This is a genomic window from Streptomyces sp. NPDC086787 (assembly GCF_044745865.1).
Lineage (GTDB): Bacteria > Actinomycetota > Actinomycetes > Streptomycetales > Streptomycetaceae > Streptomyces.
Window position 1 is genome coordinate 39774 of sequence record NZ_JBIVBC010000006.1, and the last position, 18882, is coordinate 58655.

Sequence of the window (18882 nt, forward strand, 5' to 3'; positions counted from 1 at the left end):
GGCTTGCGACCAGGGGACGGATGGGACCGCGCAGTGCGGGGCTACGAGAGCCAGGAGCGAGAGCCGGCGGCTGACGTCGACCACCTCTCTCGGTTCGAGGCCGAGATGAAGCGGCTGAAGACCGAGCGGGAAAAGGCGATCCAGCATGCCGAGGACCTCGGCTACCAGGTCGAGGTGCTGCGCGCCAAGCTGCATGAGGCGCGGCGCACCATCATGTCCCGGCCCGCCTTCGACGGCGGTGACATCGGCTATCAGGCCGAGCAGCTGCTGCGGAACGCGCAGGTCCAGGCGGACCAGCTGCGCCAGGACGCCGAGCGGGAGCTGAGCCAGGCCCGCGCGCAGACCCAGCGGATCCTCCAGGAGCACGCCGAGCACTCCGCCCGGCTCCAGGCGGAGCTGCACACCGAGGCCGTCACCCGCCGCCAGCAGCTGGACCAGGAGCTGGCCGAGCGCCGGCAGACGGTCGAGTCGCACGTCAACGAGAACGTGGCCTGGGCGGAGCAGCTGCGGGCCCGCACCGAGGCGCAGGCCCGGCGGCTGCTCGACGAGTCGCGCGCCGAGGCCGAGCAGGCCATGACGGCCGCCCGCGCCGAGGCCGAACGGCTGACCGCCGAGGCCAGGCAGCGGCTCACCAGCGACGCCGAGGCCGCCCGCGCGGAGGCCGAGCAGTTGCTGCGGCGCGCCCGCACCGACGCCGAGCGGCTGCTGAACGCCGCGTCGACGCAGGCCCAGGAGGCCACCGAGCACGCCGAGCAGCTGCGCAGCTCCACCGCCACGGAGTCGGACACCGCCCGCCGCCAGGCGGGTGAGCTGAGCCGGGCCGCCGAGCAGCGGATGGCGGAGGCCGAGGAGTCGCTGCGCAAGGCGCAGTCCGAGGCCGAGAAGGTGCTCGCGGAGGCGAAGGAGGCCGCCGCCAAGGCCCTGTCGACCGCCGAGTCCACCAACGAGCAGCGCACGCGTACGGCTAAGGAGCAGGTCGCCCGGCTGGTCGGCGAGGCCACCAAGGAGGCCGAGAGCACCAGGGCGGACGCCGAGCAGGTCGTCGCGGACGCCCGCGCCGAGGCGGAGAAGATCCTCGCCGAGGCCGGTGACAAGGCCCGCAGCGTCACCGCCGAGGAGACCGCCTCCCAGCTGGGCAAGGCCGCGAAGACCGCCGAGGACGTCCTGAACAAGGCGGCCGAGGAGGCCCGGCAGACCACGAAGGCCGCCGCCGAGGAGGCCGAGCGGATCCGCACCGAGGCGGAGGCCGAGTCGGACCGGCTGCGGGCCGAGGCGCACGACATCGCCGAGCAGCTCAAGGGCGCGGCCAAGGACGACACCAAGGAGTACCGCGCCAAGACGGTCGAGCTCCAGGAGGAGGCCCGTCGGCTGCGCGGTGAGGCCGAGCAGCTGCGTTCGGACGCGGTCGCCGAGGGCGACAGCATCCGCGCCGAGGCCCGGCGCGAGGCCGTCCAGCAGATCGAGCAGGCGGCCAAGTCCGCCGAGGAGCTGCTGGCCAAGGCCAAGGTCGACGCGGACGAGCTGCGGCAGAGCGCCACGACGGACAGCGAGAAGGTCCGCACCGAGGCCATCGAGCGCGCCACCGCGCTGCGCCGGCAGGCCGAGGAGACCCTGGAGCGCACCCGCAAGGAGGCCGAACGGCACCGCGCGGAGGCCGACGAGCAGGTCGAGGCGGTCAAGGACGACGCCGAGCGGGCCGCACGCGAGCTGCGCGAGGAGACCGAACGCGCGGTCGAGGCGCGGCGTGCGGAGGCCGCCGAGGAGCTGACCCGGCTGCACGGCGAGGCCGAGGACCGGCTCGCGTCGGCCGAGCAGGCGCTGACCGAGGCCCGTGAGGAGGCCGCCCGGGTCCGCCGGGAGGCGTCCGAGGAGGGCGAGCGGCTGCGCGCCGAGGCCGCCGAACGGATCCGCACGCTCCAGCAGCAGGCGGAGGCGGAGGCGGAGCGGCTGCGCACCGAGGCCGCGGCGGACGCGTCCGCGTCCCGCGCGGAGGGCGAGTCGGTCGCCGTACGACTGCGGTCGGAGGCGGCTGCCGAGGCCGAGCGGCTGAAGTCGGAGGCGCAGGAGAGCGCCGACCGGGTGCGGGCGGAGGCGCAGGCCGCCGCCGAACGGCTGGGCACCGAGGCGTCGGAGACCCTGGCGGCCGCCCAGGAGGAGGCCACCCGGCGCCGCCGCGAGGCCGAGGAGCTGCTCGGTGCCGCGCGCACCGAGGCCGGCCAGGAGCGTGAGCAGGCCCGCGAGCAGAGCGAGGAACTGCTGGCGTCGGCGCGCAACCGCGTGGAGGAGGCGCAGGCCGAGGCCGTACGCCTGGTCGAGGAGGCCGACCGGCGCGCCACCGAGATGGTGTCCGGGGCCGAACAGCACGCCCAGCAGGTACGGGACTCCGTCGCGGGGCTGCACGAGCAGGCGCAGGAGGAGATCACCGGTCTGCGCTCGGCCGCCGAGCACGTGGCGGACCGTACCCGGCGGGAGGCCGAGGAGGAGGCGGACCGGGTCCGTTCCGACGCCTACGCCGAGCGGGAGCGGGCCAGTGAGGACGCGAGCCGACTGCGGCGCGAGGCGCAGGAGGAGGCCGACGCGGCCAGGGCGCTCGCGGAGCGTACGACGGCGGAGGCGATCACCGAGGCGGAGCGGCTGCGGACGGACGCGGCGGCGCACGCCCAGCGGGTGCGCACGGAGGCCTCGGACGCGATCGCGGAGGCCGACCAGGCCGCGACCCGCACCCGGGCCGAGGCCCGCGAGGACGCCAACCGCATCCGGTCGGACGCGGCGACGCAGGCCGACACGCTCATCACCGAGGCACGCGCGGAGGCGGAGCGGCTCCAGGCGGAGACCCTCGCCGAGGCGGAGCGGCTCCAGACGGACACCGTCGCGGAGGCCGACCGGGTCCGGGCGGAGGCCGTCGCGGGCGCCGAGAAGCTGATCACGGACGCCACCGGGGACGCCGAGCGGCTGCGCGCCGAGGCCGCCGAGACCATCGTCTCCGCGCAGCAGCACGCCGAGCGGATCCGCGCCGAGTCCGACCGGCTGCGGGCGGACGCGGAGGCGGCGGCCGAGCGGCTGCTGGGCTCCGCGCGCCAGGAGGCGGAGCAGACGCTGGACGAGGCCCGCAAGGACGCCAACAAGCGGCGTTCCGAGGCGGCCGAGCAGGTCGACACGCTCATCACGGAGACCACGGCGGAGGCCGACAAGCTGCTGACCGAGGCGCAGCAGCAGGCGCTGAAGACCACCGCGGACGCCGAGTCGCAGGCGGACACGATGGTCGGCGCGGCCCGCAGCGAGGCGGACCGGCTGGTCTCCGAGGCGCGGATCGAGGGCAACGCCCTGGTGGAGAAGGCCCGTACGGACGCGGACGAGCTGCTGGTCGGCGCGCGCCGGGACTCCACCGCCATCCGGGAGCGGGCGGACGAGCTGCGCGAGCGGATCACCGCCGAGATCGAGGAGCTGCACGAGCGGGCCCGTCGTGAGTCGGCCGAGACCATGAAGTCGACCGGCGACCGCTGCGACGCGCTCATCAAGTCCGCGGAGGAGCAGCACGCCAAGGCGCAGACGAAGGCCAAGGAGATCGTGTCGGAGGCCAACTCCGAGGCGGGCAAGGTGCGGATCGCGGCCGTGAAGAAGGCCGAGGGTCTGCTCAAGGAGGCCGAGCAGAAGAAGGCCACCCTGGTCCGCGAGGCCGAGGAGCTGAAGGCCGAGGCGATCCGCGAGGCCAAGCAGACGGTCGAGGAGGGCAAGCGTGAGCTGGAGATCCTGGCCCGCCGCCGCGAGGACATCAACGCCGAGATCGCTCGGGTGCAGACGGTCCTGGAGGCGTTGACGTCGTTCGAGGCACCGGGAGGGGCGAAGGACTCGGCCGTCAAGGCGGCGGCGTCCATCGGAACGCCTCGTTCGGGTGGCAAGTCGACCGAAGACTAGCCAAGTGGCAAGTACCCCCCCGTCCGACCACTCAAAAGGGGTGTCATTCTCCAGATCAAACACGCATACGCTCGATGACACACCGCATCGGCCCCTAGGATTCCCCCTAACACCTCACCGGTCCCATTCGACAGGAACCCCATGAGCGACACTTCCCCCTACGGCTTCGAGCTAGTGCGGCGTGGGTACGACCGCGCTCAGGTGGACGAACGGATCTCCAAGCTCGTCTCCGACCGTGACAGCGCTCTCGCCCGCATCACCGCTCTGGAAAAGCGCATCGAGGAGCTGCACCTCGAAACGCAGAACGCCCAGGCCCAGGTCACCGACGCGGAGCCGTCGTACGCGGGTCTCGGCGCGCGGGTCGAGAAGATCCTGCGCCTGGCCGAGGAAGAGGCCAAGGATCTGCGTGAGGAGGCCCGACGCGCGGCGGAGCAGCACCGCGAGCTCGCCGAGTCGGCGGCCCAGCAGGTGCGCAACGACGCGGAGTCGTTCGCGGCCGAGCGCAAGTCCAAGGCCGAGGACGAGGGCGTCCGTATCGTCGAGAAGGCCAAGAGCGACGCCTCGCAGCTGCGCTCCGAGGCGCAGAAGGACGCGCAGTCCAAGCGCGAGGAGGCCGACGCCCTCTTCGAGGAGACCCGTGCCAAGGCCGCGCAGGCCGCCGCCGACTTCGAGACGAACCTGGCCAAGCGCCGCGAGCAGTCCGAGCGTGACCTGGCCTCGCGTCAGCAGAAGGCCGAGAAGCGCCTGGCGGAGATCGAGCACCGCGCCGAGCAGCTGCGTCTGGAGGCGGAGAAGCTGCGCACCGACGCCGAGCGCCGCGCCCGCCAGACGGTCGAGACGGCCCAGCGCCAGGCCGAGGACATCGTGGCCGACGCCAACGCCAAGGCCGACCGCATCCGCTCGGAATCCGAGCGCGAGCTGGCCGCGCTGACCAACCGCCGCGACTCCATCAACGCCCAGCTGACGAACGTCCGCGAGATGCTCGCCACGCTGACCGGCGCCGCGGTGGCCGCCACCGGCGCCCCCGCGACCGAGGACGAGCCCGTCTCCCGGGGCGTGCCGGCGCAGCAGACCCGGTAACTCCCGGCGCCTGTCGACGACGAGGTCGAGGCCCCCTGCCGCTCCGGTGGCAGGGGGCCTCGTCCCGTCTTAGCGTGACCGCATGATCGAGCTCTCGGGGCTGACCAAGCGGTACGGCGAGAAGGTCGCGGTCGACGGCCTGTCCTTCGCCGTCACACCCGGCATCGTCACGGGGTTCCTCGGGCCCAACGGCGCCGGGAAGTCCACGACCATGCGGATGATCCTCGGACTCGACCACCCCACCTCGGGTGATGTCCGGATCGACGGCAGGCACTACGACCAGTTGAAGGACCCCCTGACGTACATCGGGGCGCTGCTGGAGGCCAAGGGGGTGCACGGCGGCCGGAGTGCCTTCAACCATCTGCTGTGCCTCGCCCAGAGCAACGGGATCCCGAGGAGCCGGGTCCACGAGGTGCTGGACACGGTGGGCCTCACGGCGGTGGCGCGGAAGAAGGCCAAGGGGTTCTCGCTGGGCATGGGGCAGCGGCTCGGGATCGCGGGCGCGCTGCTCGGCGACCCGCGGATCCTGATGTTCGACGAGCCGGTCAACGGACTCGACCCCGAGGGCATCCACTGGATCCGCAACCTGATGAAGTCGCTCGCCGCTCAGGGCCGGACGGTGTTCGTCTCCAGTCATCTGATGAGCGAGATGGCGCTGACCGCCGATCACCTGGTCGTGATCGGACAGGGCCGGCTCCTGGCGGACATGTCCATGGCGGACTTCATCCGCCAGAACTCGCGGTCGTACGTCCGGATCCGCACCCCGCAGCGCGAGCGGCTGCTCGACGCGCTGCACGAGGCCGGGATCACCGTGGTGGAGTCCGGCGGCGGCACGCTGGAGGTGGACGGGGGCAAGGCGGAGCAGATCGGGGAGCTGTGCGCGCGGGGCGGGATCGTCCTGCACGAGCTGAGCCCCCAGCAGGCCTCGCTCGAGGAGGCGTTCATGCGGCTGACCGCGCAGTCCGTCGAGTACCACGCACACACCGACGCCGCCCCCGTCCCGCAGGACTGGGGCACCGGCTGGAAGGAAGGCTGACCGTGGTGGTCGTCCAGGTCGTCCGCTCCGAGTGGACGAAGATCCGGTCCGTCGCGTCCACCGTGTGGACGCTGTCCCTCGCCGTCGTCGTCACCGTCGCTCTCGGCATGCTGATCTCGGCGCTGTCCCGGCACCAGTTCGACAGGATGCCCGCCCAGGAGCGGGGGTCCTTCGACCCGACCTTCATCAGCTTCGCGGGCATGACCCTCGGGCAGCTGGCGATGATCGTGTTCGGGGTGCTGGTCGTGTCGAACGAGTACAGCACCGGCATGATCCGCACCTCGCTGGCCGCCGTTCCGCAGCGCGCCACCTTCCTGTTCAGCAAGATCGCGGTGGCGACCGGGCTGGCCCTGGCCGTCGGCATGGTCACCAGCTTCGCCGCCTTCTTCCTCGGCCAGGCGATGCTCGGCTCCCACGGGACGGACATCGGCGAGACCGGGGTGCTGCGGGCGGTCATCGGCGGCGGCCTCTACATGACGCTGATCGCGATGTTCTCGATGGGTGTCGCCGCGATGCTGCGCTCGCCGATGCTGTCGCTCGGCATCCTGATGCCGTTCTTCTTCCTGATCTCCAACATCCTCGGCAACGTGGACGCCACGAAGAAGATCGGCCGGTTTCTGCCCGACCAGGCGGGCAGTCGGATCATGCAGGTGATCCCCCGGGTCGGTGACGACACCCCGTACGGCCCCTGGGGCGGCCTCGGCATCATGCTGCTCTGGGTGATCGCGGTGATCGCGGGCGGTTATGCGCTGCTGAAGCAGCGTGACGCCTGAAGTTTTACTTCCTCTTGAGCGGAACCGTCAGCGCCCGGATATCCTCCTAACCCTTACGGGGGCCCTGTGCCCTGCTGTCCTGATCCTTTCGATGGGTGCGGAGCATGATCGAGGCTGTCGGCCTGACCAAGCGATACGGCGACAAGACCGCCGTCTACAACCTTTCCTTCCAGGTACGGCCGGGTGCCGTCACCGGCTTCCTCGGACCGAACGGTTCCGGCAAGTCGACGACCATGCGGATGATCCTGGGTCTGGACAATCCCACCGCGGGCTCAGTGACGATCGGCGGCTACCCGTACCGCAGGCTTCCCAACGCCGCCCGCCAGGTCGGCGCGCTGCTCGACGCCAAGGCGGTGCACGGCGGCCGGCACGCCCGCAACCACCTGCTGTGCCTGGCCCAGCTGTCGGGCATCCCGGCCCGCCGGGTGGACGAGGTGCTCGGCGTGGTCGGCCTCCAGGACGTGGCCAAGAAGCGGTCCAAGGGCTTCTCCCTCGGTATGGGACAGCGGCTTGGCATCGCCGCCGCGCTGCTCGGCGACCCCCAGGTGCTGCTGTTCGACGAGCCGGTCAACGGCCTCGACCCCGAGGGCATCCTCTGGGTGAGGAACCTGATGCGGGCGCTCGCCGCCGAGGGGCGGACGGTGTTCGTCTCCAGCCACCTGATGAGCGAGATGGCGCTGACCGCCGACCACCTCATCGTGATCGGGCGCGGACAGCTGCTCGCCGACATGAGTGTGAAGGACTTCATTTCGGCCAACTCCGCCGACTTCGCGCGCGTACGCACTCCGGACACCGACCCGCAGCTGCGCGAGAAGCTGACGTCCGCGCTGACCGAGGCGGGCGGACATGTGATGTCGGAGCAGGACGGCGCGCTCCGGGTCACCGGACTGCCGCTCCCCCGCATCAGCGACCTGGCGCACGATGCCGACGTGCGCCTGTGGGAGCTCTCTCCGCACCAGGCGTCCCTGGAGGAGGCGTACATGCGGATGACGCAGGGCGCCGTCGACTACCGCTCGACCATCGACCAGCGGGCCGGCCTCCAGCAGCCCCTGCCGCCCGGCGCCCAGCCGCCGATGCCGGTGCCGGGCCAGGGCCAGCCGGGCTGGTACGCCCCGCCGCCGCCCCAGCAGGGCGGCCAGCCGTTCGCCATGCAGGGTCCGGCGCCCGCCGGGTCGTACGCCGCTCCGGGTGCGCCCCACCCGTACGGCGCCCCCGCCGCGCCCGCCGGGGCTCCTGCCGCCGGTCACCCGAACCCTTACGCGCAGCCCGCCCCGGCAGCGCCCGCAGCAGCGGCAGCACCGGCCGCGCCCACCAGTGCCCCGGCAGCCGCTCCCGCGGCCCCGGCGGCCGCCCCGGCCGCCCCCGCGCAGCCCGAGCCGCAGCAGTCCCCGGCCCCCGCTGCCGAATCGTCTCCGCAGCCGGCCGCACCCACCGCCGCCCCCGCCGACCTGACCAAGCCCGAGGACGCCCGATGAGCACCCCACAGCCCCCCATGCCGCAGGCAGCCGCTGCCCCGGCCCCGCAGCACTGGCAGGCGGCGCCGGGTGGGTCGTACCCCGGTTACAGCTCGCCGATCCCGGTGGTGCGCACGCACCTCGGACACGCGCTGGCCTCCGAGTGGACGAAGATCAAGTCGGTCCGCTCGACCATGTGGACGCTCGGGGTGTTCGTGCTCCTCGTGATCGGCATCGGTCTGCTGGCCGGCACCGTGGTCAGCAGCTCGTCGTCGGACCTCGATGGCGAGAACCCGCTGAGCATGGGCTTCTTCGGGCTGCTCCTCGGCTCCATGTGCATCATCACGCTCGGCGTGCTGACCACGTCGTCGGAGTACGGCACGGGGATGATCCGCACGACCATGACCGCCTGCCCCAGCCGGGGCCGGGTGCTCACGGCCAAGGCGATCGTGTTCTTCCTCGTCGCCTTCGTGGTGACGCTCGCCTCCGCGTCGTTCGTCGCCATGGTGCAGGTGCCGATGCTGGAGGGGAACGGCGCCGAGACCCCGTCCGGCGGCGAATGGCTGAAGGGCACGGTCGGCGTCAGCCTCTACATCGCGCTGCTCGGACTGTTCGCGCTGCTGATCGGCTCGATCATCCGGCACTCGGCGGGCGCCGTCACGATCATGATCGGTGCCCTGCTCGCCCCGCTGGTGATCGCGCTGTTCATGTTCTCCCAGTCGCTGGAGGACGTGCGCCAGGCGCTCCTCGAGTACTCGATCCCGAACCAGCTGAGCGTCTTCTACTCCAACTCCCTCAGCGGATCCGGCCCCTCCGGCTGGGACCCGCTGTGGATCATCCTGGGCGCGACGGTGCTGGCGTTCGCCGGGGCCTACGCGCTGCTGGAGAAGCGGGACGTCTGAGGGCCCGGAGTCCGGACCCTAGAACCTGGGCGCGTTCCGGGACCGCCGCACCGACGTGGTGCGGCGGTCCTTCGCGTTCCAGCAGGCCTTGTGCCAGTGCCGGCGGTCGTCCACGCCCGAGTACTCCGCCCAGGCCACCACGTGCGGGACGCCGGACGGGATCACCTGGTCGCAGCCGGGGCAGCGGTAGGTCTTGCCCGCCGTGCTCGCCCCGGCCACATGGCGCACGTTCCACTCCTCCCCCTGCCAGCTCTCCGTGGACTGCCAGCCGCCGTATCGGTCGGCGCGGTCGTCCTCGGCGCTCGGGCCGGACGATCCGGCTCCCTTGGCTCGGTTGCGACGCGGGGACACGGGACACCTCTCGGGGCTATACAGGACGCACGGGCGGATTCCAGCCTACGCGGCACGCACAGGGGTACGCGTAGCGCGCCAATCTACACAAGTCCCCCTCCGCGAAGACCCGTTCTCCAGACAATCGGCAAATCTCTCCACGATGCCGTGTCCTTGGCACGTGTCGGACGGTTATGCCGTGTGGGGGAGCTCCGTGTCGGAGCCAAGGGAAGCAGGAAGAACCATGCACGTCGGAAGTTTTGTGCTGGCCGCCCAGTTCCCGGGCCAGGGCCAGGGGGAGGCACTGCACCGGGCGGTTCGCTCGGCGGAGGTCGCCGAGCAGGCGGGACTGGACACCGTCTGGATCGGCGAACACCACTTCGTGCCGTACGGCACCTGTCCGTCGGCGGTCACCCTGGCCGCCCTGCTGCTGGGGCGCACCCACCGTATCCGGGTCGGCACCGCGGTGAGCGTGATGTCCACCGTCCACCCGGTCGCCCTCGGCGAGCAGACCGCACTGCTCCATGTGACGAGCGGCGGACGGTTCACGCTGGGCGTGGGCCGGGGCGGCCCCTGGGTGGACCTGGAGGTGTTCGGCACCGGCCTGGCGGCCTACGAACAGGGGTTCCCGGAGTCCCTCGACCTGCTGCTCCGCTGGCTGGGCGAGCCCGCGGTGTCCGCCTCGGGCGACCGGTTCTCCTTCCGTGAGGTCCCCGTCGTACCCCGGCCCTCCGAGGCCCTGACGGACGCCCCGGGTCCCGAGGTCGTCGTCGCGTGCACCTCGGCGGAGAGCGTCCGGCTGGCGGCCGAGCGCGGGCTGCCGATGCTGCTCGGGATGCACATCGGGGACGAGGAGAAGGCCGATATGGTCGCCCTGTGGCGGCGGCACGCGCGCGCGGCAGGACGCCCGCAGGATGAGATCCTCGGCGCGGCCCATGTCTCGGCGGGCGTCTGCCAGATCGCGGACCGGCGCCCGGACGCGGCCGAAACACTGCTGAAGGCGATGCCGGGCTGGTTCCGGCAGGGCCTCGCGGCCCATGTGACGGTGGACGACCGCAAACGCGCGATGCGCGACCCGCTGGCGTACACCGAGCTGCTCTGCGGGCTGCACCCGGTGGGCACACCCCGGCTGTGCGCCGACCGGCTCGCCGCGACCTCCGAGCGGACCGGGATCTCCCGTTTCGCGCTGCTGGTGGAGGGCTCGGGAGACCTGGCGGCGACCGAGGAGAACGTGCGGCGGCTGGGCGCGGAGGTGCTCCCCCACCTCCGCTGAGCCGTGTACGGCCCGGCCGTTCGGGGAGCTTGCCGCCCCGGTACTGATGCACCTCCTGCGTACGGAGCGGCAAGCAAGCGGCTCACTGCGTCAGCAGTGCCCGGATCTCGCGTCAGCAGTCCCTGAGCTCCGGGGACTGGTTCAGCAGCTGACCGCGCACCGAAGTGAAGCGGGTCAGCGCCTCGTCGACCGAGGTGTCGAGCGGGAACACCGCCACCCGATGGCAGTTCTGGAAGGCCAGCCGTACGCCGAAGTGCCGCTGGAGCGCGCCGCGTATGGCGTCACTCGCGAGCGCGCGGAGCAGCTGACCCCGTGCCTGCTCGTCCGGCGGGGGCGTCTGGTTGTCGGCGAACTGTCCGCCGTCCACCTTCAGCTGGGCCACCAGGGAGCTGATCATCTCCCACGCAAAGGGCAGGGAGGTCCGGACGCAGTCGACGAAGTCTGCTTCGTCGACCTCGCCTCGCTCGGCCTGTTCCAGTAGGGCCGGTGAGACGTCGAGCGACATGGGTTCTCCTCTCGCACCCCCGAACAGCAGGGGTTGCCGGACAGGTAGGGGAGTTCGCGGTATCGAACACTCTGAGTACATGCGCCGCGACCTCCCGTTCACTACGGTAGGCAACGGTCCGTGGCCGCACCAGGAGAATGCGCACATGCGCCGGTCCCTTTAGGCGCACAATCGGCCAGATATGAACACGGGTTGCCAGAAAGCACGAGTCGGCCGCAAGGGGCCACAGGGGAAGCACCCTCGGGCGAATCGCGTGCACCCCGGGGCGTCGAGTAGCGTTGCCGACCATGCGTCTCGTCATTGCCCGGTGCTCGGTCGACTACGCCGGCCGGCTCACCGCCCACCTCCCCTCGGCCCCCCGCCTGATCCTGGTCAAGGCAGACGGCAGCGTCTCGATCCACGCGGACGACCGGGCGTACAAGCCCCTCAACTGGATGTCGCCGCCCTGCACCCTGAAGGAGGGGGCGGACGGCGAGACGGGCGTCTGGACCGTCGTGAACAAGGCCGGCGAGAAGCTGATCATCACGATGGAGGAGGTCCTCCACGACTCCTCGCACGAACTGGGCGTGGACCCGGGCCTGATCAAGGACGGCGTGGAAGCGCACCTCCAGGAGCTGCTCGCCGACCGGATCGAAACCCTCGGCGACGGCTACACCCTGATCCGCCGTGAGTACATGACCGCCATCGGCCCGGTCGACATCCTGTGCCGGGACGCCGAGGGCCGGACGGTCGCGGTCGAGATCAAGCGGCGCGGCGAGATCGACGGCGTGGAGCAGCTCACCCGCTACCTGGACCTGCTGAACCGCGACCCGCACCTCGCCCCGGTACGCGGCGTCTTCGCCGCCCAGGAGATCAAACCCCAGGCCCGCGTCCTCGCCACGGACCGCGGCATCGACTGCCAGATCCTCGACTACAACGCGCTGCGGGGCATCGAGGACGACAAGCTCCGGCTGTTCTGAGAGACCAGCTCCGGCTGTTCCGGGAAACGGTTTCGGGAAACGGCCTCAGCGCTCCCCGCCCGGCACCCAAAGCACGTCACCCGTGGCCTTGTTCGCGATGCGGGCCAGGATGAAGAGCAGGTCCGACAGGCGGTTGAGGTAGGTCGCGGTCAGCGCGTTCATCACGTCGCCGTGGGCCTCCAGGGCCGCCCAGGTGGAGCGTTCGGCGCGGCGGACGACCGTGCAGGCCTGGTGGAGCAGGGCCGCGCCGGGGGTGCCGCCGGGGAGGATGAAGGAGCGGAGCTTCTCCAGACGCTCGTTGAAGCGGTCGCAGTCCGCCTCCAGCCGGTCGACGTAGAACTGCTCGACGCGCAGCGGCGGGAACTCCGGGTTCTCGGCCACCGGCGTGGACAGGTCCGCGCCCACGTCGAACAGATCGTTCTGCACCCGGGTGAGGACCGCGACGACCTCCTCCTCCAGCCCGCCGAGCGCGATCGCGGTACCGATCACCGCGTTCGCCTCGTTGGTGTCCGCGTACGCGGAGATACGCAGATCCGTCTTGGCGACCCGGCTCATGTCACCGAGGGCGGTGGTGCCCTGGTCGCCGGTCCTGGTGTAGATGCGCGTCAGATTGACCATGGCGTCAATCTAGTGGCTGACCGACAGGTGCCCGGCCGGGCAGGGGGACTCGACGTGACGGTTGTCTCACGCCCTGAGACCGTGACACGCGTTACTTACTGGATTCGTGGCCCCTCGCGAGCGCTATCGTCCGGCGAAGAGCCATACGTAAACAGCGTGTAAGGGGAGTCGCAGTGGCACGGAAGCTCGCCGTCATCGGGGCCGGACTCATGGGTTCCGGCATCGCCCAGGTCTCCGCGCAGGCGGGCTGGGACGTCGTCCTGCGTGACGTCACCGACGAGGCACTGAAACGTGGCACCGACGGCATCAAGGCCTCGTACGACAAGTTCGTCGCCAAGGGCAAGTTGGCGGCGGACGCCGCCGAGGCCGCCCTCGGCCGCATCACCGCGACCACCGACCTCGACGCGACCGCGGACGCGGACATCGTGGTCGAGGCCGTCTTCGAGAAGCTTGAGGTCAAGCACGAGATCTTCCGTGCGCTCGACAAGATCGTGCGCCCGGACGCGGTGCTCGCCTCCAACACCTCCGCCATCCCGATCACCAAGATCGCGGCGGTCACCGAGCGCCCCGAGCGGGTCGTCGGCGTGCACTTCTTCTCGCCGGTGCCGATGATGCAGCTCGTCGAGCTGGTCCGCGGCTACAAGACCAGCGACGAAACCCTCGCCACCGCGCGGGAGTTCGCCGAGTCCGTCGGCAAGACCTGCATCGTCGTCAACCGGGACGTGGCCGGCTTCGTCACCACCCGGCTCATCTCGGCCCTCGTGGTCGAGGCGACCAAGCTGTACGAGTCGGGCGTCGCGACCGCCGAGGACATCGACCTCGCCTGCAAGCTGGGCTTCGGTCACGCCATGGGCCCGCTCGCCACGGCCGACCTCACCGGCGTGGACATCCTGCTGCACGCCACCGGCAACATCTACACCGAGTCCCAGGACGAGAAGTTCGCTCCGCCGGAGCTGATGCGCCGGATGGTTGACGCCGGTGACATCGGGCGCAAGAGCGGGCAGGGCTTCTACACGTACTGAAAGTCGTACGTACCGCCACCGAAACCGCACACGCCCCGGGGGTATCACTCCTGGGGGTGAATTCCGTATCGGTTCGCTCACAGACGGCAACCACATTGCCACTGGAGCAGTCAGACGTTGCAACGCATCGTCTTGGAATACCTAGTACCTGGAGCACGCACCGCACTCTCGGGGAGCGCATATGTACATCAGGGGCGACCACGCCGAAGTGGCCGTCGGGGGCCGCCTCGACGTCCGCAGCGCGGCGGACGCCCGTACGGCCCTGCACTCCGCCGTCGACGGCGGAGTCGGCGACCTGGTGCTCGACCTGTCCGGACTGGACTCCTGGGACGCCACCGGCCTCGGGGTGATCATGGGCGCCCACCGGCGGGCCGGCCGTCGCGGCCGACGGCTGGTGCTGCGCGCCGTTCCGCCGCAGATGCAACGCCTGCTGGTGGCCACCCGGCTGCACCGGATCCTGGCCATCGAGGGGGCGAGCGGCGCGGAGCCGCTGCCCCGGGTGTGACCACGCAATCCTCACGAGACCGTGACCTGGCAAGCGGCGCGCGACCCGGGCCTGTCGTAGATACTGTGCGAAGGTTTTAGGTTCGGTCGCCCGCTGCTCAGCAACACCCTCGAAACGGGCACATGACGCTTTAGGGGTTAGCAGCCTATGGACCCGATCGACCGGGCACCCGAGGGGTACGGCCAGGACGGCGACGGCGGCTCCACGCCGGGCCGGCGCCCGCCCCGGGACTCTCTCGCGGCGGACTTCCAGAGCGCGCCCGTGCCCGTCCGCACGGTGCGGCTCGTCGCGGGTGACCTGCTGCTCACCCTCAATCCCGTCGACGGCAGCGAGATCGAGCCCTGCCCACCCACCGAGCGGCCCGGCCCGCCGGCCAGGTTCTCCGTCGAGGAGCGCGCCCGGAACGAGCGCGCCGCCCGGCCGCCCGTTCCGCCGGGCCCCGCGCTGCCCGCACTCCCGCTGCTGGCCCGCCAGGACGAGCGGGAGAGCCTGGTACGGCTGCTCGCCCGCGGCCGCACCGTGCGTCTGACCGGCCCGTCCGGATCGGGCCGCAGCGCTCTGCTGGACCTCGTCGCCGAAGACTGTGCCGACCTCGCCCCCGACGGCGTGGTCCGCCTCAGCGGCTTCGGCCGCACGGCCGACGAGCTGCTGCACGACCTGTTCCACGCGGTCCACGACGCACCCCGGTACCGGCCGCAGCGTGACGAACTGCGCGCGCTGGTCCGGGAGATCGGCGCGGTCGTCGTGGTCGACGACATCGGGTTCGGCGGCGCCGCCTTCGACGAGCTCATCGACGCCACTCCCGAGTGCGCCTTCCTCGTCGCGGCCATCCCCCAGGTGCCCGCGCCGTCCGACGGCTCCGGTGTGGAGGAGGTCGTTCTCGCGGGCCTGGACCGTGCCGCGGGCGTCGACCTGCTGGAGCACGCCATCGGCCGTGTGCTCACCGAGGACGAGGTCACCTGGGCCGGTGACCTGTGGTTCGAGTCCGAGGGTCTGCCGCTGCGCTTCGTCCAGGCGGGCGCGCTGCTGCGGCAGCGCGACCAGCTGCGGGCCAGCGCCGGAGCGGTCGACGTGGTGGGGGTCTTCGAGGACGTCCGGCTTCCCGGCGACGCCGAGGTGGACGCGGACGTGGACCCCGTCGATCCCGGGGAAGTGCCGCTGCCGTCGCTCGGGGAGGCCGCCGCGCCCGCCCCGCTGCTCGCCTCCCGGCTGAGCGCCTCCGCGCGCGCCACCCTCCGGTTCGCCGTCGCGCTCGACGGCGAGGTGCCGCACCAGGCCCATCTGCCCGCCCTGGTGGGCGACACCCACGCCGACGCGGCGCTGGGCGAACTGGCCGCCTGCGGGCTGGTCTCCCCGGTCGGCTCGCGCTACCGGCTCGCGGCCGGGGTGCGGGCCCAGCTGACGGCCGCCGGATACGGCGACGACGTGCCCGGCGCCGCCCTCGCCGCCGCCCGGCACTACGCCTGGTGGACCGGGCACCCCTCTGTCACCCCGGAGCGGGTCTGTGCCGAGGCCGACGCGGTGCTCGCCGCGCTCGGCGTCCTGGTCCCGGACACCGCACCGGCCGCCGCGGCGGCGGCGGCGAACGACGCCGTGCTGCTGGCCCACTCGGCCGGGCCCGCGTTCGCCGCCGGTCTGCGGTGGAGCGCCTGGGAGCGGACGCTGCGGTTCGGCGCGGAGGCCTCCCGGCTGGCCGGGGACGTGTCCGAACAGGCCTATTTCCAGCACGAGTCGGGAGTGATCGCGCTCTGCGAGGGGCAGCTCGACCGGGCCCGGCGCGAGCTGGAGGCGGCCGTCGCCCTGCGCGGCGCCCTCGCCGACAAGCGGGGCGGTGTCACCGGGCGCCGTGCCCTGGCGCTGGTCACCGACCGCGCGGGCGACGGACCCGGCGTGGCGGTGGCGGGCGAGGAGCTGTCCGAGGCGCGTCACGAGCAGCCGGCGTTGGCCCCGGGCCGGGTCCTCCCGGCCCTTCCGGCCGGCGGTGGGAACGACACCGTGGTCACCAGCCGGACCCCGGCACCGAAGTCCCGGGGCGGCGGTGTCCGGCGACCGGCCCGGCGCAACCTCGTCGCGGCCGGTGCCGGGACGCTGCTCGCCGCCGTGCTGGGCACGGTGGTCACGCTCGGCATGACGTCCCACGACAGTGCCGACGACCCTTCGGGGAACGTGGGCGTCAACCCTTCCGTGGGCCAGGGCGACCCTGGCGTCGACCCGGCCGAGGGCGCCGGAAGCGCCGCCGACCCGGGTACGGCGACCGGCCGTCCGACCGACCCGGGCCACAGCGGCAAGCCCGGCGCCACGGACGACCCGACGTCCCCGACGGACGGCCGCCCGGCCGAACCGGCCGGTGCGAAGGGACCGGAGGGCGGTTCACCGAGCACGCCTCCCAGGCCCACGACGAGCAGACCCACCTCCAGGCCGACGACGCCGAAGCCGTCGACCTCGTCGAGCGGTTCCACTCCGACGGGGAACCCGAGCGGCTCCGCTTCACCCTCGCCGTCCGGTTCGACGTCGTCCTCGCCGTCGGCCCCCGACACGGCGAGCAGGCCCGCCTGACACCAAGTGCGCCCGACACCAAGTGGTCCAGACCCATTGACCCTTGGTCCAGACCTTTCTATTCTCGCGGCACCAAGGGCATGAAGGCTCAGTCATGCCCCTGTCATCCCCGAGAAGAGGGAGGCGCCGCATGCGCGTCAGAGACAGAGTCGCGGCAGGATTCGCGAGCCTGCTGCTCCCCCTGGCAGGACTGGTCGGGCTCGCCGCCCCGGCCGAGGCCGCCACTACCGCCACCGCCACCTACGCCAGGACCCAGGACTGGGGCACCGGCTTCGAAGGCCGGTGGACCGTCAGGAACACCGGCACGACCTCGATCAGCTCCTGGACCATCCAGTGGGACTTCCCCACCGGAACATCCGTCACCTCCGCCTGGGACGCCGACGTCACCTCGTCGGGCACCCACTGGACCGCGAAGAACAAGTCCTACAACGGCACACTCGCCCCGGGCGCCTCCGTCTCCTTCGGGTTCAACGGCGTCGGCACCGGCTCACCGGCCAACTGCAAGCTGAACGGCGGCGGTTGCGACGGGACCACGGTCCCGGGCGACGCGCCGCCCTCCGCACCCGGCACCCCGACCGCCTCCGGTGTCACCGACACCTCGGCGAAGCTGTCCTGGAGCGCCGCGACCGACGACAAGGGCATCAAGAACTACGACGTGCTGCGCGACGGAACGAAGATCGCGACCGTCACGACGACCTCGTACACCGACACCGGCCTGACCGCCGGCACCGACTACACGTACACCGTCCAGGCCCGTGACACCGCGGACCAGACGGGCCCGGTCAGCGGCACCACCGCCGTGCACACCACCGGCGGCGGCACCAATCCGAACCCCGGGGACAAGGTCAAGCTCGGCTACTTCACCGAGTGGGGCATCTACGGCCGGGGCTACAACGTCAAGAACGTGGTGACCTCCGGCTCCGCCGCCAAGATCACCCACATCAACTACGCGTTCGGCAACGTCACCGGCGGCAGATGCGCGATCGGCGACTCCTACGCCGACTACGACAAGGCGTTCACCGCCGACCAGTCCGTGAGCGGCGTCGCGGACAACTGGGACCAGCCGCTGCGCGGCAACTTCAACCAGCTGCGCCAGCTGAAGGCCAAGTACCCGAACATCAAGGTGCTGTGGTCCTTCGGCGGCTGGACCTGGTCCGGCGGCTTCGGCGAGGCCGCGAGAAACCCGGCCGCCTTCGCCCAGTCCTGCTACGACCTGGTCGAGGACCCGCGCTGGGCGGACGTGTTCGACGGCATCGACATCGACTGGGAGTACCCCAACGCCTGCGGGCTGAGCTGCGACAGCAGCGGACCTGCCGCCTTCAGGAACCTGATGGCCGCGCTGCGCGCCAAATTCGGCGCGAACCATCTGGTCACCGCGGCCACCACGGCCGACGGTTCGCCCGGCGGGAAGATCGACGCCACCGACTACGCGGGCGCCTCCCAGTACGTCAACTGGTACAACGTGATGACGTACGACTTCTTCGGCGCCTTCGCCCCGCAGGGCCCCACGGCCCCGCACTCCCCCCTCACCTCCTACAGCGGCATCCCGACCGCCGGCTTCACCACCGCCGACGCGATCGCCAGGTACAAGGCACAGGGCGTGCCCGCGAACAAGCTGCTCATCGGCATCGGCCTCTACGGCCGCGGCTGGACCGGCGTCACCCAGGACGCCCCCGGCGGCACCGCCACGGGAGCGGCACCCGGGACCTACGAGCCGGGCATCGAGGACTACAAGGTGCTCAAGACGTCCTGCCCGGTCACCGGCACCGTCGCGGGCACGGCCTACGCACACTGCGGCAACAACTGGTGGTCGTACGACACCCCCGCCACCATCGGCACCAAGATGGCCTGGGCCAAGACCCAGGGGCTGGGCGGCGCCTTCTTCTGGGAGTTCAGCGGTGACACCACGGGAGGCGAGCTGGTGAACGCCGTCAGCGGCGGACTGTCATGACCG

At 71.8% G+C, this 18882-nt stretch carries 15 protein-coding genes; 12 read left to right on the forward strand and 3 right to left on the reverse strand.

Translation table 11 applies throughout. The annotated features are described in order from the left end of the window. The first annotated feature begins 33 nt into the window (after nucleotides 1-33). The 6 genes from scy to ACIPK3_RS16695 all read left to right on the forward strand — a co-directional run bounded on the left by scy (nucleotide 34) and on the right by ACIPK3_RS16695 (nucleotide 9160). On the forward strand, nucleotides 34-3915 hold the full coding sequence (gene scy, locus ACIPK3_RS16670; protein WP_402570289.1) for a polarized growth protein Scy: 3882 nt from the start codon (nucleotides 34-36) through the stop codon (nucleotides 3913-3915). Between the two features lie 141 nt (nucleotides 3916-4056). Then, nucleotides 4057-4995, forward strand: a complete 939-nt coding sequence (locus ACIPK3_RS16675; RefSeq protein ID WP_402570291.1) for a cellulose-binding protein — start codon at nucleotides 4057-4059, stop codon at nucleotides 4993-4995. Between the two features lie 82 nt (nucleotides 4996-5077). Next, the gene (locus ACIPK3_RS16680) at nucleotides 5078-6031 is read left to right on the forward strand and encodes an ABC transporter ATP-binding protein (RefSeq protein WP_402570292.1); all 954 of its coding nucleotides are present in this window, start codon (nucleotides 5078-5080) and stop codon (nucleotides 6029-6031) included. 2 nt (nucleotides 6032-6033) lie between these two features. Beyond that, complete coding sequence (locus ACIPK3_RS16685) at nucleotides 6034-6804, forward strand: ABC transporter permease (RefSeq protein WP_402570293.1); 771 nt, start codon at nucleotides 6034-6036, stop codon at nucleotides 6802-6804. Between the two features lie 104 nt (nucleotides 6805-6908). Continuing rightward, nucleotides 6909-8279: an ABC transporter ATP-binding protein gene (locus ACIPK3_RS16690; protein ID WP_402570295.1), complete on the forward strand. Its 1371-nt coding sequence runs from the start codon at nucleotides 6909-6911 to the stop codon at nucleotides 8277-8279. Continuing rightward, nucleotides 8276-9160: an ABC transporter permease gene (locus ACIPK3_RS16695; protein ID WP_402570297.1), complete on the forward strand. Its 885-nt coding sequence runs from the start codon at nucleotides 8276-8278 to the stop codon at nucleotides 9158-9160. Before ACIPK3_RS16690 ends, ACIPK3_RS16695 begins: the two co-directional genes overlap by 4 nt. 18 nt (nucleotides 9161-9178) lie before the next feature. Here the strand turns inward: ACIPK3_RS16695 and ACIPK3_RS16700 are convergent, their stop codons facing one another. Further along, nucleotides 9179-9511 (reverse strand): ATP/GTP-binding protein, encoded by a 333-nt coding sequence (locus tag ACIPK3_RS16700; RefSeq protein ID WP_402570299.1) that lies wholly within the window; start codon nucleotides 9509-9511, stop codon nucleotides 9179-9181. 223 nt (nucleotides 9512-9734) lie between these two features. Here ACIPK3_RS16700 and ACIPK3_RS16705 point away from each other — a divergent pair, with 223 nt between their 5' ends. After that, entirely contained in the window at nucleotides 9735-10763 is a 1029-nt protein-coding gene (locus tag ACIPK3_RS16705) for an LLM class flavin-dependent oxidoreductase (RefSeq protein WP_402570301.1), read from the forward strand. A gap of 112 nt (nucleotides 10764-10875) precedes the next feature. On the opposite strand, the gene ACIPK3_RS16710 is transcribed toward ACIPK3_RS16705, so the two are convergent. After that, complete coding sequence (locus tag ACIPK3_RS16710) at nucleotides 10876-11268, reverse strand: SCO5389 family protein (protein ID WP_402570302.1); 393 nt, start codon at nucleotides 11266-11268, stop codon at nucleotides 10876-10878. A gap of 287 nt (nucleotides 11269-11555) precedes the next feature. Between ACIPK3_RS16710 and nucS the strand changes: the two genes are divergently transcribed. Then, a complete protein-coding gene (nucS, locus tag ACIPK3_RS16715; protein ID WP_402570303.1) occupies nucleotides 11556-12227 on the forward strand; it encodes an endonuclease NucS in 672 nt (223 codons plus the stop codon). 45 nt (nucleotides 12228-12272) lie between these two features. Here the strand turns inward: nucS and ACIPK3_RS16720 are convergent, their stop codons facing one another. Then, nucleotides 12273-12845 carry a cob(I)yrinic acid a,c-diamide adenosyltransferase gene (locus ACIPK3_RS16720; RefSeq protein WP_402570304.1) on the reverse strand — a complete coding sequence of 191 codons (573 nt, stop codon included), beginning with the start codon at nucleotides 12843-12845 and terminating at the stop codon, nucleotides 12273-12275. A 173-nt stretch (nucleotides 12846-13018) separates the two neighbouring features. On the opposite strand from ACIPK3_RS16720, the gene ACIPK3_RS16725 reads away from it, so the two are divergent. The 4 genes from ACIPK3_RS16725 to ACIPK3_RS16740 all read left to right on the forward strand — a co-directional run bounded on the left by ACIPK3_RS16725 (nucleotide 13019) and on the right by ACIPK3_RS16740 (nucleotide 18879). Continuing rightward, a complete protein-coding gene (locus ACIPK3_RS16725) occupies nucleotides 13019-13867 on the forward strand; it encodes a 3-hydroxyacyl-CoA dehydrogenase family protein (RefSeq protein ID WP_402570306.1) in 849 nt (282 codons plus the stop codon). Between the two features lie 181 nt (nucleotides 13868-14048). Continuing rightward, nucleotides 14049-14372 (forward strand): STAS domain-containing protein, encoded by a 324-nt coding sequence (locus ACIPK3_RS16730; protein WP_402570308.1) that lies wholly within the window; start codon nucleotides 14049-14051, stop codon nucleotides 14370-14372. A gap of 147 nt (nucleotides 14373-14519) precedes the next feature. Beyond that, entirely contained in the window at nucleotides 14520-16928 is a 2409-nt protein-coding gene (locus tag ACIPK3_RS16735) for an ATP-binding protein (RefSeq protein WP_402570310.1), read from the forward strand. A 130-nt stretch (nucleotides 16929-17058) separates the two neighbouring features. Then, a complete protein-coding gene (locus ACIPK3_RS16740) occupies nucleotides 17059-18879 on the forward strand; it encodes a glycosyl hydrolase family 18 protein (protein WP_402570312.1) in 1821 nt (606 codons plus the stop codon). The last annotated feature ends 3 nt before the right edge of the window (nucleotides 18880-18882 follow it).

Bases quoted from the DNA above. Each gene is read 5' to 3' on its own strand.
- ACIPK3_RS16675 (WP_402570291.1), top strand. From the start codon at position 4,057: ATGAGCGACACTTCCCCCTACGGCTTCGAGCTAGTGCGGCGTGGGTAC.
- ACIPK3_RS16680 (WP_402570292.1), top strand. From the start codon at position 5,078: ATGATCGAGCTCTCGGGGCTGACCAAGCGGTACGGCGAGAAGGTCGCG.
- ACIPK3_RS16690 (WP_402570295.1), top strand. From the start codon at position 6,909: ATGATCGAGGCTGTCGGCCTGACCAAGCGATACGGCGACAAGACCGCC.
- ACIPK3_RS16695 (WP_402570297.1), top strand. From the start codon at position 8,276: ATGAGCACCCCACAGCCCCCCATGCCGCAGGCAGCCGCTGCCCCGGCC.
- ACIPK3_RS16705 (WP_402570301.1), top strand. From the start codon at position 9,735: ATGCACGTCGGAAGTTTTGTGCTGGCCGCCCAGTTCCCGGGCCAGGGC.
- ACIPK3_RS16710 (WP_402570302.1), bottom strand. From the start codon at position 11,268: ATGTCGCTCGACGTCTCACCGGCCCTACTGGAACAGGCCGAGCGAGGC.
- nucS (WP_402570303.1), top strand. From the start codon at position 11,556: ATGCGTCTCGTCATTGCCCGGTGCTCGGTCGACTACGCCGGCCGGCTC.
- ACIPK3_RS16720 (WP_402570304.1), bottom strand. From the start codon at position 12,845: ATGGTCAATCTGACGCGCATCTACACCAGGACCGGCGACCAGGGCACC.
- ACIPK3_RS16730 (WP_402570308.1), top strand. From the start codon at position 14,049: ATGTACATCAGGGGCGACCACGCCGAAGTGGCCGTCGGGGGCCGCCTC.
- ACIPK3_RS16735 (WP_402570310.1), top strand. From the start codon at position 14,520: ATGGACCCGATCGACCGGGCACCCGAGGGGTACGGCCAGGACGGCGAC.
- ACIPK3_RS16740 (WP_402570312.1), top strand. From the start codon at position 17,059: ATGCGCGTCAGAGACAGAGTCGCGGCAGGATTCGCGAGCCTGCTGCTC.